The organism is Massilia sp. Masssp93 (assembly GCF_059491295.1).
This window is the reverse complement of record NZ_CP168502.1, coordinates 2,647,248-2,660,563: the sequence shown is the minus strand read 5'-3', so window position 1 is coordinate 2,660,563 and position 13,316 is coordinate 2,647,248. Positions and strand designations below refer to the sequence as shown.

13 protein-coding genes are annotated in these 13,316 nt (G+C 66.5%); 12 read left to right on the top strand and 1 reads right to left on the bottom strand.

What is annotated here, in order from left to right:
- Positions 1-44 precede the first annotated feature (44 nt).
- The 6 genes from kdgK (at position 45) to ACEN9Q_RS11020 (ending at position 7,993) form a co-directional block, all read left to right on the top strand.
- A complete protein-coding gene (gene kdgK / locus ACEN9Q_RS11045) occupies positions 45-983 on the top strand; it encodes a 2-dehydro-3-deoxygluconokinase (protein WP_495628429.1) in 939 nt (312 codons plus the stop codon).
- Between the two features lie 50 nt (positions 984-1,033).
- Positions 1,034-1,750: a GntR family transcriptional regulator gene (locus ACEN9Q_RS11040; protein WP_229412818.1), complete on the top strand. Its 717-nt coding sequence runs from the start codon at positions 1,034-1,036 to the stop codon at positions 1,748-1,750.
- Between the two features lie 86 nt (positions 1,751-1,836).
- Entirely contained in the window at positions 1,837-3,081 is a 1,245-nt protein-coding gene (locus tag ACEN9Q_RS11035) for a hypothetical protein (RefSeq protein ID WP_495628428.1), read from the top strand.
- A 421-nt stretch (positions 3,082-3,502) separates the two neighbouring features.
- On the top strand, positions 3,503-4,741 hold the full coding sequence (locus ACEN9Q_RS11030) for a glycosyltransferase family 1 protein (protein WP_495628427.1): 1,239 nt from the start codon (positions 3,503-3,505) through the stop codon (positions 4,739-4,741).
- Positions 4,742-4,860: 119 nt separating this feature from the next.
- The gene (locus ACEN9Q_RS11025) at positions 4,861-5,811 is read left to right on the top strand and encodes a LysR family transcriptional regulator (RefSeq protein WP_056446863.1); all 951 of its coding nucleotides are present in this window, start codon (positions 4,861-4,863) and stop codon (positions 5,809-5,811) included.
- Between the two features lie 52 nt (positions 5,812-5,863).
- Positions 5,864-7,993, top strand: coding sequence for an alpha-L-rhamnosidase-related protein (locus ACEN9Q_RS11020; RefSeq protein WP_495628426.1), 2,130 nt, complete (start codon positions 5,864-5,866; stop codon positions 7,991-7,993).
- Between the two features lie 12 nt (positions 7,994-8,005).
- Here ACEN9Q_RS11020 and ACEN9Q_RS11015 read toward each other — a convergent pair whose 3' ends face one another.
- Entirely contained in the window at positions 8,006-8,449 is a 444-nt protein-coding gene (locus ACEN9Q_RS11015) for a winged helix-turn-helix transcriptional regulator (protein ID WP_056446857.1), read from the bottom strand.
- Between the two features lie 108 nt (positions 8,450-8,557).
- On the opposite strand from ACEN9Q_RS11015, the gene ACEN9Q_RS11010 reads away from it, so the two are divergent.
- The 6 genes from ACEN9Q_RS11010 (at position 8,558) to ACEN9Q_RS10985 (ending at position 13,303) form a co-directional block, all read left to right on the top strand.
- Complete coding sequence (locus tag ACEN9Q_RS11010; RefSeq protein WP_495628425.1) at positions 8,558-9,376, top strand: oxidoreductase; 819 nt, start codon at positions 8,558-8,560, stop codon at positions 9,374-9,376.
- Positions 9,377-9,402: 26 nt separating this feature from the next.
- Positions 9,403-10,404, top strand: a complete 1,002-nt coding sequence (locus ACEN9Q_RS11005; RefSeq protein ID WP_495628936.1) for an NADP-dependent oxidoreductase — start codon at positions 9,403-9,405, stop codon at positions 10,402-10,404.
- 288 nt (positions 10,405-10,692) lie between these two features.
- On the top strand, positions 10,693-11,334 hold the full coding sequence (locus ACEN9Q_RS11000) for a helix-turn-helix transcriptional regulator (protein WP_495628424.1): 642 nt from the start codon (positions 10,693-10,695) through the stop codon (positions 11,332-11,334).
- A 15-nt stretch (positions 11,335-11,349) separates the two neighbouring features.
- The gene (locus ACEN9Q_RS10995; protein ID WP_495628423.1) at positions 11,350-12,318 is read left to right on the top strand and encodes a threo-3-hydroxy-L-aspartate ammonia-lyase; all 969 of its coding nucleotides are present in this window, start codon (positions 11,350-11,352) and stop codon (positions 12,316-12,318) included.
- Complete coding sequence (locus tag ACEN9Q_RS10990) at positions 12,318-12,758, top strand: HAD-IA family hydrolase (protein ID WP_495628422.1); 441 nt, start codon at positions 12,318-12,320, stop codon at positions 12,756-12,758. The genes ACEN9Q_RS10995 and ACEN9Q_RS10990 overlap by 1 nt, the downstream gene beginning before the upstream one ends.
- Before the next feature lie 26 nt (positions 12,759-12,784).
- Positions 12,785-13,303, top strand: coding sequence for a YbaK/prolyl-tRNA synthetase associated domain-containing protein (locus tag ACEN9Q_RS10985; RefSeq protein WP_495628421.1), 519 nt, complete (start codon positions 12,785-12,787; stop codon positions 13,301-13,303).
- Positions 13,304-13,316: the final 13 nt, after the last annotated feature.

Here is a 13,316-nt window from a genome sequence, read left to right as displayed (position 1 = left end):
CTCTCCGGCCCCGACAACACATGAACGAGCGACAAGGATTAACGATGGGAGCACACACCGTCTACGCGATCGGCGAATGCATGATCGAACTGCAGCGCAGCAGCGAAGGAGCGGGCGGCACGATGGATTACCGCTTCGGCGGCGACACCCTGAACACGGCCGTGTACATGGCGCGCCTGCTCGATCCGGCCGTCGCCAACGTCGCTTATGTGACGGGGCTGGGCGTGGACGGCATGTCCGCCGAGATGCTCGCCGCGTGGGAGCGCGAAGGGATCGAGACCGCGTGGGTGCAGCGCCTGCCGGACCGCCTGCCGGGCATCTACATGATCGAGACCGACCCGGACGGCGAGCGCCGCTTCCACTACTGGCGCCGCGATTCCGCCGCGCGCCACTGGCTGCACGCGCCGGACGCGGGCAGGGTGCTCGTCCAACTGGCGGGTGCGCGCATGGTCTATTTGTCGGGCATCAGCCTGGCGATCCTGGCGCCGGCCGACCGCGAACTGCTGATCGCGGCGCTGGCCCAGTGCCGTGCGGGCGGCGGCAGCGTCGTGTTCGACAATAACTACCGGCCGCGCCTGTGGGAAGACGCCGCGACGGCGCGCGCCGTCTACGCCCGCGTGCTGGCCCATGCGGACATCGCGCTGCTCACGCTGGACGACGAGGTTGCGCTGTACGGCGCGACCGACGCGGACGGCGTCATCGAACGGACGCGCGCGCTGGGCGTGGGCGAAATCGTCGTCAAGTGCGGCGGCGCCCCGTGCGTCGTGTGGCATGACGGCTGGACGTACGCGGTCGCGCCCGAACCCGTGCGCGACGTGATCGACACGACGGCCGCCGGCGATTCGTTCGGTGCCGGCTACATGGCGGCGCGCCTGTCCGGCCAGGGACCGGAGGCCGCCGCGCGCGCCGGCCACCGCCTGGCCGGCACCGTGATCCGCCACCGCGGTGCGATCATCCCGCGCGACGCCATGCCCGGCAACTGAATAGCGCGACTGGACGCCCGAGTTTCGCTACACTGCCGACCATGAACATCTTGACCCCACCTACCGACGTGACCGAGGCCGAGAGCGGCATGAGCGCGTCGCGCCGCGTCTACCTGTGCCTGCGCCGGCGCATCGTCGAAATGACCATGCTGCCGGGCGCGCGCGTCGTCGAGCGCGACATCGCCGAGGAGTTCGGCACGAGCCGCACTCCCGTGCACGAGGCCGTGCAGCGCCTGGCCGACGAGGGCCTGATCGAGATCGTGCCGCGCTCGGGCACGTTCGTCGCCCGCATCCCGCTCGACGCGCTGGAAGAGGCCAACCTGGTGCGCCACGCGCTGGAGACGGCGATCATCGAAAAGGCGGCGGAGCGCGTCGGCGCCGGCGACGCGGCGCGCCTGCGCGCGATCCTGGCCGAGCAGGAGGCCGCCATCACGGCCAACGACTTCGGCACGTTCCACCGCACGGACGAGCGCTTCCACGCGCTGCTGGCCGAGCTGTCCGGCTATCCGGGCGTATGGCCGATCATCCAGCAGGCCAAGACGCAGATGGACCGCTACCGCCAGCTCACCCTGCCGCTGGAAGGGCGCATGGCCGGCGTGCTGGAAGAGCACCGCGCCGTGGTCGAGGCCATCGAGGCGCGCGATCCGGCGCGGGCCGTCGCCGCCATGCGCGAACATCTGGACCACGTGATGCCGGTGCTGGAAATCACCCGCAAGCTGCGGCCGGAGTTCTTCACCACCCACCTCGACACCCGTCCCGCGCGCTGATCGATCGCCCGTAAAGCGCGCCCGGCCTGGGTTCCGCGCGACCGATTTGCTACCATGGTGACTTGTTCACTAAAATGAAGTCAGCCATGCCCAACAACAAGCGCCCGGCCAAGGGCCCGTCGGCCCAGCCCAACCGCAAACCCGCCGCCAAGCCGGTGGAAGCGGATCCCGACGAGCTGGCCCAGAACCTCGTCGACCTGGCGCTCGAGATCGCCGAGCGCGAGTCCGCCGACGCCGCGACGCTCGACGCACGCAGGCAGGACCTGACGGTATTGATCAGGCGGCTGCTGCGGCGCAAGCACGACGACGTGCTGCACGGCGCCATCGAGGTGGCGCGCTACACCGATGCAGACTGCTGCCGCCTGCTGCGCGAACGCGTGGAAGAGGAGGCCGCCACGCTGCACCTGCGCGGCGACGGCAAAGATGGGACCGAAGGCGGCGAGCTCGAAATCGACGCCTTCATGATCCCGCTGTTCGTGCACAGCACCGGCGGCCTGAATCAGGCCGACGTGTTCCGCGACGACGCCGACTACGAAGCCCTGATGGACAGCTTCCGCACGGCCGGCCTGGCGAGCGCCGGCACCCGCATCGTCCTCGTGCGCCACCTGTACGACCTGGACGCCGTCGACCGCATCCGCTACAGCGACCTGCAGGACATGCTGAGGGAAGCCGCGCAGGCGCTGCGCTCGCGCAAGCTCGTGCCCACGCCCGCCATCGAGGCGAGCATGCGGCCCTGGCCCGCCGGCGACTACGGGCCGGACGAGGAGGCGATGGAATTGCGGTTCCTGCTCGGCTTCGCGCTGAAGGCGGCCGACGATCCGTTCTACCACGTGCCGGCCGACGAGGCCGCGGCGGACGCGTATTTCGAAAGCCGCATGGCCCGCTATCGCATGTGGGCCGGGAGCGTCGCACCGCTGCTGCAACGCTGCCTGTCCGCCCACCCGACGGAACTCGACCTGAATTTCCTGTACCAGGACCTGTTCTACGGCGCCAAGGAGCAGGGCGTGGCGGAGCTGGGCATGCTGGCCACGCTGTCCGAAGTCAACCAGCGCCTGGACGAGCAGCAGCGCGCGCCGGAGCGCATCAAGGCCGTCGTCGCGCCCGTCGAGGCGAACGGCGAGCCCGTGCTGCGCATCAACCTGTACCCGCTGGACGGCGGCGCGCCGCTCGCCACCGTCGACAAGCCGATGGACCTGGCCGCCGACCTGTCGGCCGAGCTGGCCGACCTGTGCGACGCCCTGGGCACGGTCGGCCTCGACGGCGTGCTGCTGGCCCGCGGCTTCGATGCCGCCGGCGAGCCGGAAGACGCGGAACCCTATCTTTCGGCCTGAACCGGTTCGGCCGGCCCGACCGGCCGGTCGGCACGCCCTTCCTGCCCCCGACCGCGCCGCCCGGCGCGGTCTTCTCCCTCTGAAAACACGCCTTTTTTCGACCCCGGACCGCCCGGTTTCCCGTCGTTTCGCAAGCGCGAATGATGCAATTTCGTAGTGTTTTTTCCTGCGTCCCCGTAGGAGGGAACCTACATGGTTGAGCGCTGTGCCGAGCTCTCCTAGGGAGACCCGGACCGTGCCGGTCCGAGGGGGTTTCCTGATGCAAACATTGCAATGCATAAATGAAAATATTAAGAATTTTGCATGATACGATTCACTGGTCCGGCATCTGATCTGTCGGTGTTTTCCAGAGCATCGAAGCATCAGTGGCGGGCCTTGAATCCAGATCAACTAGAACGCCCCAAGGCGAAAGGAAATCAACATGCCGACCCTGATCGTGTTTTGCCATCTGCGCTGGGACTTCGTCTTCCAGCGCCCCCAGCACCTCATGACTCGCCTGGCGGAACACTACCGAATCCTGTTTGTCGAGGAGCCGGTGTATGACGAGGGCGAGGCGCACCTGAAGAAGACGGCCGTCGCGCCGAACATCACGGTGTGCCAGCCGCATACCGGCATCCAGGCACCCGGCTTCCACGACGACCAGATCCCCACGCTGCAGACGCTGCTGGCCGACCTCGTCCCGGAAGGCGAGCGTCCCGTCGTCTGGTTCTACACGCCGATGGCCCTGCCGCTGCTGCAAGGCTTCGATCCGGCCCTCGTGGTCTACGACTGCATGGACGAACTGGCCGCCTTCAAGAATGCCCCGAAACAGCTGCTGCAGCGCGAGAACGCGCTGCTGAACATCGCCGACCTGTGCTTCACCGGGGGCCCGAGCCTGTATCAGTCCAAGCGCGACCGCCACGCGAACGCGCACTGCTTCTCGAGCAGCGTCGACGCCAAACACTTCCAGAAGGCCCTCGACCGCGACGACAGCCATCCCGAGCAGGCGCACCTGGCACGGCCCCGCCTCGGCTTCTACGGCGTGATCGACGAACGCTTCGACACCGAGCTCATCAAGCAGGTCGCCGCCGCGCGTCCCGAATGGCAGATCGTGCTCGTCGGCCCGGTCGTCAAGATCGACCCGGCCAACCTGCCGCGCGCGGAGAACATCCACTACATGGGACAGCGCACGTACGAACAGCTGCCGCAGTTCCTGGCCGGCTGGGACGTCTGTCTGCTGCCGTTCGCGCTGAACGAGTCGACCAAGTTCATCAGCCCGACCAAGGTGCTCGAATACATGGCGGCCGAACTGCCGTCCGTCAGCACCCCGATCACGGACGTGAAGGTGCCGTACGGCGACGTCGTCGCCATCGCCGACACGCCGGAAAAATTCATCGCCGCCTGCGACCGCATGCTGGCGATGACGGCCGAGCAAAAGACGGCCCTGACGGAGCGCATGCGCGCCATCGTCGCCGGCACGTCGTGGGACCTGACGGCCACGAAGATGCACCAGCTGATCCAGACGACCGCGCCCAGCAACAAGGCGCAGCGTTTCATCGCCCGCGCCGAGGAAGCGGACTTCGACGACGTCGTCAATGCCGAGAACGTGAACCCGCTGCCGATCGCGGCGCTGGCGGCGCGAATGGCGCCCAAGGACGGCATGGCGAAGGCCGCCGGCTGAGCCTGCGCTTGCGGGCATGACCGTCGCCGTGGCGTTATGCCGGCAATATCCGGACGGTGATAACGGGGTGGGGCAGGTTGCGCTATGTTGCAAGACATATAGCGCAACCCGGCCCCGACATGTCCAGAGAAATCATCGACACGCACCTGATCCGCATCCTCCACACCCTGATGGAAGAGGGCAGCGTGTCGCGCACGGCCGACCTGCTGGGACAGACCCAGCCGGCCATCAGCGTGGCGCTGCGGCGCCTGCGGACGATCACGGGCGATCCGCTGCTGGTGCGCAGCGGTAATCGCATGGTGCCGACCGTCCGCGGCCTCGCGCTCATCGGGCCGGCGAGCCAGGTGCTGCGCGGCGTCGACGACATCCTGCGCCCGGCCGAGGGCTTCGATCCGGGCGTTGCCGACCAGACGTTCCGGATCGCCTCTCCGGATTATCTCGACGTCTTCTTCGTGCCGGCCATCGTCGACCGCCTGCGCCGCCAGGCGCCCAACGCCAGGATCGAGTTCACGCACCTGCTGGCCGGCGGCGGCTACGAACGGGGCCTGGAAAGCGGATTCGTCGACCTCGTGATCGGCAACTGGCATACGCCGCCGGCGCACCTGCACCTCCAGCCCCTGTGCGACGACGAACTGGTGTGCCTGATGCGGGACGCGCATCCGATCGCGCCCGGCGCCCTCGACACGGCGGCCTTCGCCGCGGCGGACCACCTGACGGTCACGACGCACGGGGGCGCCGGTCCCGGCACGATCGACATGGCGCTGCGCAGCGCCGGATTGCGGCGCAACGTCGTCGCGACCTTGCCGTATTTTTGCGCCGCGCCCTATGTGCTGGTGAAGTCCGACCTGATCTTCACGACGACGCGTTCGTTCGCGCGCCATTACGCCGAATTCCTGTCGTTGCGCGTGGAACCGTTGCCCGCGGCGGCGCCGGCCCTGCGCTACTACCAGCTCTGGCATGAGCGCACGCATCGGGCGCCGGCCTCGAAATGGCTCAGGGACCTCGTCGCCCAGGCCACCAGCGACCAGCTCGGGATGACCGCGCACGTGCGAAAAAGCGCAATACGCTGATCATTTCCCTCAACAGCAACGAGACGTGGGATGTTATCGATACAATCCACGGATGCGACTCCAGACACTCTTCATCACACTCCTCCTCGCGCTCGTGTGCGGCCGCGCCGGCGCGCAGGGCCCGGCCACCTGGATCTGGTATCCGGGCGACTTCGAAATCTGGCTGAGCAACCAGATGCAGGCCCGGCGCGTCGAGCGCGACGTCGCCTGGCCGCCGTTCTGGCGACTCTACAGCCACCAGCCGCAGGTGAATTTCACGCGCCAGGTGGACCTGGCCGAACCGGAGGACATCGACGTTAGCGTCGAGGGCACGTACAACGTCGCCATCGACGGCCGTTTCGTCCACGGCGACCAGCGGCATATCCGCGTACCGGCCGGCAAACACACGCTGAATGTCCAGGCCTACAATCCGGCGTCCCCGCCGGCCGTCCTGGTGCAGGGCAAGACCATCCGTTCGGACGCTTCGTGGACGGTCGGGCCGCGGCCCGGCATGCCGGCGGCAGGCAGCCCCGTCCATGCGGCCCACTGGAACTTCGACACGCCCGACAACCCACCGTCGCGCTACCGGCTGGCGACGCGCGAGGTGCGGCCCGCCACCGTCAAGCGCGAAGCACACGCCGTCCTCGTCGACTTCGGCGCGGAAACGACGGGCTTCGTCAAGCTGAAGAACCTCACGGGCAGCGGCCGCGTGACCTTGTACTACGGCGAATCGCGCGAGGAGGCATTGTCGGAAACCGGCGCCGAAACCCTCGACACGTTCACGCTGGCGCACCACCGCGGCGACTTCACGGCCCCGACGTCGCGCGCCATGCGCTACGTGAACATCCGCCTGGACGGCGGCCTGCGCGTGGGCGACGTCGCGCTCCTGTACGAATACCTGCCGGTCGCGCACCGCGGCAGCTTCCGCAGTTCCGACGCTGAACTGAACAGGATCTGGGACGTGGCGCAGCGCACGCTGGAACTGAACACGCGCGAATTCTTCATCGACGGCGTCAAGCGCGACCACTGGGTCTGGTCCGGCGACGCCGTGCAGGCATACCTGATGAACTATTACGCCTTCTTCGACGGCGACACGGTCAAGCGGACGACGTGGGCGCTCCGCGGCGCGGACCCCGTCGACATGCACATCAATACGATCCTCGACTATTCGCTGTACTGGTTCATCGGCATCCGCGACTATTACCAGTACACGGGCGACGACGAGTTCGTGAAGACGATCTATCCGCGCATGGTCTCGCTGATGGATTTCGTGCTGGCGCGGCGCGACGCCGACGGCATGCTGGAAGGGCAGCCGGGCGACTGGGTCTTCGTCGACTGGGCCGACATGCCGAAGGACGGCGAACTGACGGTCATCCAGCTGCTGTTCGCGCGCAGCCTGGACGCGATGGCCGACTGCGCGGCGCTCGCGCACGACGAGGCGAAGGCCGCCACCTACCGCCGGCTGGCCACCGAGCTCAAGGCGAAGGTCCGGGCGGCGTTCTGGGACCCGCAACGGCAGGTGTTCATCCACGGCCGCAAGGGCGGCAAGACGAATCCGCTGGTCACGCGCCATCCCAATATGTTCGCGCTGCTGTTCGGCTACCTGGACGACACGCAGGCGGCGGCCGTCCGGCGCAACGTCCTCATGAGCGACGACGTGCCGAAGATCACGACGCCCTATATGCGGTTCTACGAACTCGCCGCCCTGGCGGAAAGCGGGCAGCAGGCCTATGTGACGCATCAGATCAAGGATTACTGGGGCGGCATGCTGCGCGCGGGAGCGACCTGTTTCTGGGAACAGTACGATCCGAACGTCCAGGGGGCCGCGCGCTACGCGATGTACGGCAAGCCGTTCGGCATGAGCCTGTGCCACGCGTGGGGTGCGAGTCCCTTGTACCTGCTCGGCAAATACTACCTGGGCGTGAAACCGACGCAGCCCGGGTATGCGGCATATGTCGTCGAGCCCGACCTCGGCGGCCTGCAATGGATCGAAGGGAAGGTGCCGACGCCGCACGGTGACATCGCCGTGTTCGCCAACACGCAGCGGATCAGGGTGACCGCCGTCGCGGGCGCCGGCGTGCTGCGGTTCACGAGCACGACCACGCCGCGCAGCGCGGATGGTGCGATTCGCCACGTCGCGGACGACCGCTACGAAATGACGCTGGAGGGCGGCAAGACTTATGTCGTCGAACGGACGGATTGACGACGTACCCGTTCAGCCGCCGTCCGCTTCCACGATACGGATGGGGCGCGTACCGATCCTCGCCCCCGTCACGGCATCCACGGCGACGGGTTCGATGTCGGTTCCCGTGTCGGCATCCACGAAGCGCGTCAGCGCGCCGCCGCCGCGGTGCTGGCGTCCCCATGCGCCGATCATGAACAGTACCGGCAAGAAATCGCGACCGGCGGGCGTCAGCACATACTCCTCGCGCGGCGGGCGCTCGGAATAGCAGCGCTTTTCCAGCAATCCTTCGGCCGTCAAATCCGTCAGGCGCCGCGTCAGGATGCCGGGCGCGATGCCGAGACTCTTGCGAAACTGGTCGAAACGGGTGAGGCCGGCGTGCGCGTCCCGCAGGATCAATATGCTCCACGCATCTCCCGCGACGGCCAGCGTGCGCGCGATCGGGCAGGGGGAATCACATGAATTCTTGGCAATCATTCGACTTAATTCTCTTTTGATAGTGACTCGGTTTCATTTTAGAAGTATAGTCAGTATTAAATCGATAGTAAATGGCCGGGAACGGCCGCACATCAAACGGAGGTTCGGATGAACATGAAGAAAACGTCGGGCGTCGCCCTCGTCACGGGAGCGTCTTCCGGTATCGGTGAAGCGAGCGCGCGGCGGCTCGCGCAGGCCGGCTACACAGTCTACGGCACCAGCCGGCGCGGCGCGGCGGCCGGCAGCCAGCCGTTCGAGCTGCTAGCGCTCGACGTGACGAGCGACGCGTCCGTGGACGCCGCGGTCGCGGAAGTGATAGGCCGGGAAGGGCGCATCGACCTGCTCGTCAACAACGCCGGTTTCGGCGTCGCGCCCGCGGCGGCGGAGGAGAGCTCGCTCGACCAGGCGCGCGCGGTGTTCGATACCAACTTCTTCGGCATCGTCCGGATGACCCGCGCCGTCGTGCCGCACATGCGGCATCAAGGCCGGGGGCGCATCGTCAACATCGGGTCCGTGCTGGGTTTCCTGCCGATGCCGTACATGGCGTTGTATTCCGCGACCAAGCACGCCGTCGCGGGCTATTCGGAATCGCTCGACCATGAATTGCGCACCATGGGCATCCGCGTCTCGGTCGTCGAGCCCGCCTACATCAACACGCCGTTCGATGCGAACCTGATGCAACCCGATGCGCCGCTCGACGTGTATCGCGAGATCCGCGCGGCCGTCGCGACGCGGGTCAAGGAAGTGCTCGTCGGCGCGGACGGGCCGGACGTCGTCGCCGCTGCCGTGCTGGAGGCGGCCACGGCGGCCCAACCGAAACGCCATTACACGCCCGGCGCCGCCGGCCGCCTGCAGCTGCTGCGCAGGTTCGCGCCCGCCCCGATGGTCGATGCGGGCGTGCGCAGGGACCTGAGGCTCGGCGCATGAGCGGAGTCACCATGGAACAGGACACAATGAAAGCATTCGTCATCGATCGCTACGGCAAGGACGCGGCGCTGCGGCCCGCCGAGATGCCGGTACCCGAGCCGCGCGACGACCAGGTATTGGTGCGCATCCGCGCGGCCGGCGTGAACGCGCTGGATGCGAAGATCAGGAGCGGCGAATTCAAGCTGATCCTGCCATACCGGCCCCCGTTCATTCTCGGCCATGACCTGGCCGGCGTCGTGGTTCGGGTGGGCAGCCGGGTAACCGGATTCCGGCCGGGCGACGAGGTGTACGCGCGCGCCGCGGATCGCGCCATCGGCACCTTCGCCGAATTCATCGCCGTCGATGCACGCGATCTTGCGCTCAAACCCGGCAACATCGGCATGGAGGACGCCGCGTCGATTCCGCTGGTGGGCCTGACGGCCTGGCAGGCACTCGTCGACAAGGCCGGCCTCAAGAAGGGCCAGAAAGTCTTCATCCAGGCGGGTTCCGGCGGCGTCGGCACGTTCGCGATCCAGCTCGCCAGGCACATCGGTGCGACGGTGGCGACGACGACCAGCGCGGGCAATATCGACCTCGTGAAAAGCCTCGGCGCGGATATCGTTATCGATTACCGGAAAGACGATTTCGAGAACGTGCTGCATGACTATGACGTGGTCTTGCATAGCCAGGACGCGAAAAATCTCGAAAAATCCTTGCGCGTGCTGAAACGCGGCGGCCGTCTCGTCTCGATTTCCGGCCCGCCGGACCCCGGCTTCGCGAAAGAGGCCGGCCTGCCGTGGTTCGTGGCGCTCGCCACACATCTGCTGAGCTTTGGCGCCAGGAGAAAAGCGCGGGCACGCAACGTCGGCTATTCGTTCCTGTTCATGAAGCCGAACGGCGACCAGCTGCGCCGGATCGCCGGCCTCATCGAATCCGGTGCGATACGTCCGGTCGTGGACCGCGTTTTTCCGTTCGACGCCGTCGACGCGGCCCTCGCCTACGTCGAACAGGGCCATGCGAAAGGCAAGGTCGTCGTCAAGGTGGGCTAGGTATGCCTAACACAAGCTCTCAACGTACCGCGCCTGGTCATCGAGAATATGATGTTTGCAGCCGGGCTCACGAGGAAGATACGCCCAGCGTATGCCGGTGCGCCGGCAAACGGACCGCCAACTGTCGCCACTGGAGGGGTGCGCGTCGGACGGCGGGGCATGGGCAACGGGCATGTTGCCAGAACGAATACCAGTATCCGCCGATCTTATTTGACGAATCGTCCAAGAACAGACAAAATATCTTGCATTGCCAATCAGCGGATCGTGAGTGCACCGCATCCCCCTTAAATGTCTACTATCCCAGCCGATATTCTGCAAACGCACCAAGCCTCGTTACTCGATCAGCTCGAACAGATCGCGCAGGGCCTGGCCCAGACGTTTGCGCCGTTTTGCGAGGTCGTCGTGCATGACCTGCGCGATCCCAAACACGCCGTGCTCGCGATCCACAACAACTTGTCCGGCCGCGCAACCAGTGATCCGGCAACGGAGCTCGGTTTGGCACGCATCGCTGACAACAACTATCCGCAGATCCTGGCCAACTACGCCAACCAGTTCGCGGACGGCCGTCCTGCCAAAAGCACCTCGATCGGCATCAAGGATGCAGAGGGTCGTTATGTCGCCGCGCTGTGCATGAACGTGGACCTGACACTGTTCCGCTCGATGCAGAATGCGCTCGAACAATTCAACGCGACCGATGCGTCGCCGGTGCAGGAATCCCTCGATCCGGCCAACGCCGAGGCGATCCGCCGGCGGATCGACCAGTATGCCGCGAGCCTGGCGTCGTCTCCGCAACTGCTGAAGGCCAGCGAACGCCGCGCCCTGATGCGCGAGCTGAAAGTCGGCGGCTTTCTCGAAGTCCGGCGTGCCATCGAGATCGCCGCCTCGCACCTTGGCATCTCGCGCGCCACGGCCTACAACGACATCAAGTAATTGAAGAAACCCACGATGACCACGCTTGACTTACCTACGTACGATGACGTAGTCCAGGCCGCCGGACGCATTGCCGGCGCCGCCAACCGCACCCCCGTCCTGACCTCGCGTACCGTCAACGAAGCGTTCGGCGCCGAGGTCTACTTCAAAGCCGAAAACATGCAGCGCATGGGGGCATTCAAGTTCCGTGGCGCCTACAACGCGTTGTCGAAGTTCACGCCCGGGCAGTGCCGCGCAGGCGTTGTCGCTTTCTCGTCAGGTAACCATGCCCAAGCCATTGCCCTGGCGGCCAGGCTGCTGGGCATGCCGGCCACGATCGTGATGCCGCACGATGCGCCGGCGGCGAAGGTGGCGGCGACCAAGGGCTACGGCGGCAACGTCGTCGTCTACGACCGCTATCAGGAAGACCGCGAGAAGATTGGGCGAGATCTGGCGGACAGGCATGGCCTGACCCTCATTCCACCCTATGACCACCCGGATGTCATCGCCGGCCAGGGTACTGCGGCCAAAGAGCTGTTCGAGGAAGTCGGGCCGCTGGACGCCTTTTTCGCTCCACTTGGCGGCGGCGGTCTGCTGGCCGGATCGGCCCTCGCGGCCCACGCCCTGGCGCCGCAGTGCAAAGTGTTTGGTGTCGAGCCCGAGGCCGGCAACGATGGCCAGCAATCGTTCCGCTCGGGCGCCATCGTCCACATCGACGCGCCCAGGACGATCGCCGATGGCGCCCAGACCCAGCATCTCGGCCACTGCACCTTCCCCATCATCCGGCGTGACGTCGACGACATCCTGACCGCGTCGGACGAGGAGCTGGTGCAGTGCATGCGCTTTTTCGCCGAGCGTATGAAGATCGTGGTCGAGCCGACCGGCTGCCTCGGCTTCGCGGCGGCGCAGCGCATGAAGGGCCAGCTGCGCGGCAAGCGGATTGGCATCCTCCTCAGCGGCGGCAATATCGACCTGGCGCGCCTGAGCGGGTTCCTGGCGGGCTGATGATCAAGGCGATCCTTTGGGACAACGACGGGGTGCTGTGCGATACCGAGCGCCTGTTTTTCGAGGCCAACCGCCGCGTCCCGGGACCGCACGACGTCGCCTTGACGCGTGAGCAGTACCTGGCCTGGTACCTCGACGACAACCACGGCGCGTGGCACGTGCTGCGCGGACGCGGCTACGACGAAGCGCGGATCGCACAGGTTCGTGCGGCACGCGACGCCTACCTGCAAGCGCTGGACAAGCTGCGCCTGGACCCTGACGAATGCATCGCCGTCGAGGATTCGCCGCGCGGGCTGGCCGCCGCGCGGGCAGCCGGGTTGCGCTGTATCGTGCTGCGCAGCGAACTGTTGGCCGACTACACATTCACGGGCGCGTTCCGCGTCGTCGACTCCCATCGTGAACTCGAGAACGAGCTCTGCACGCTCCTGGACATCGACTGAACCCTGAATTTTCATGCCCCGTACCCATGACTGAACCATCGAATCCGCCAGGCGTCGGCCCTACGGCAACCTTCCTCAAGCTGGTCGACCTACTCGACGCACAAGGCGCCCGCTACCGGGTCATCGAGCACGCGGCTGCCGGCAAGTCCGAAGAGGTCGCCCGTATTCGCGGCACGGAAGTCGGCCAGGGCGCCAAGGCCATGGCCTGCAAGCTGCAGGTTTCGAGTGTGCCCGCGAAGTACGTCCTGGCCGTACTGGCTGCGGATCGCCAGCTCGACCTGGCTGCCCTCGCAACACGTTGCCAGGCCAGGCGCGCCAGCCTGATGAGCCCAAAGGAGATCGACGCGATGACCGGATGCGTGCTGGGCGCTATCCCGCCGTTTTCATTTCACCCGGACTTGCAACTGATAGCGGATCCTGAGCTATTCGCGCGCTACCGGGAGATCGCCTTCAACGCCGGCCGCCTGGATGCGTCGATCGTCCTCTCCACCGACGATTTTCCGCGAATCGCCCAGCCGCAATTGGCGGATATCCGCCAACGTTGAGAACGCACTTTCA

Bases quoted from the DNA above. Each gene is read 5' to 3' on its own strand.
- kdgK (WP_495628429.1), top strand. From the start codon at position 45: ATGGGAGCACACACCGTCTACGCGATCGGCGAATGCATGATCGAACTG.
- ACEN9Q_RS11035 (WP_495628428.1), top strand. From the start codon at position 1,837: ATGCCCAACAACAAGCGCCCGGCCAAGGGCCCGTCGGCCCAGCCCAAC.
- ACEN9Q_RS11030 (WP_495628427.1), top strand. From the start codon at position 3,503: ATGCCGACCCTGATCGTGTTTTGCCATCTGCGCTGGGACTTCGTCTTC.
- ACEN9Q_RS11025 (WP_056446863.1), top strand. From the start codon at position 4,861: ATGTCCAGAGAAATCATCGACACGCACCTGATCCGCATCCTCCACACC.
- ACEN9Q_RS11020 (WP_495628426.1), top strand. From the start codon at position 5,864: ATGCGACTCCAGACACTCTTCATCACACTCCTCCTCGCGCTCGTGTGC.
- ACEN9Q_RS11015 (WP_056446857.1), bottom strand. From the start codon at position 8,449: ATGATTGCCAAGAATTCATGTGATTCCCCCTGCCCGATCGCGCGCACG.
- ACEN9Q_RS11010 (WP_495628425.1), top strand. From the start codon at position 8,558: ATGAACATGAAGAAAACGTCGGGCGTCGCCCTCGTCACGGGAGCGTCT.
- ACEN9Q_RS11005 (WP_495628936.1), top strand. From the start codon at position 9,403: ATGAAAGCATTCGTCATCGATCGCTACGGCAAGGACGCGGCGCTGCGG.
- ACEN9Q_RS11000 (WP_495628424.1), top strand. From the start codon at position 10,693: ATGTCTACTATCCCAGCCGATATTCTGCAAACGCACCAAGCCTCGTTA.
- ACEN9Q_RS10995 (WP_495628423.1), top strand. From the start codon at position 11,350: ATGACCACGCTTGACTTACCTACGTACGATGACGTAGTCCAGGCCGCC.
- ACEN9Q_RS10990 (WP_495628422.1), top strand. From the start codon at position 12,318: ATGATCAAGGCGATCCTTTGGGACAACGACGGGGTGCTGTGCGATACC.
- ACEN9Q_RS10985 (WP_495628421.1), top strand. From the start codon at position 12,785: ATGACTGAACCATCGAATCCGCCAGGCGTCGGCCCTACGGCAACCTTC.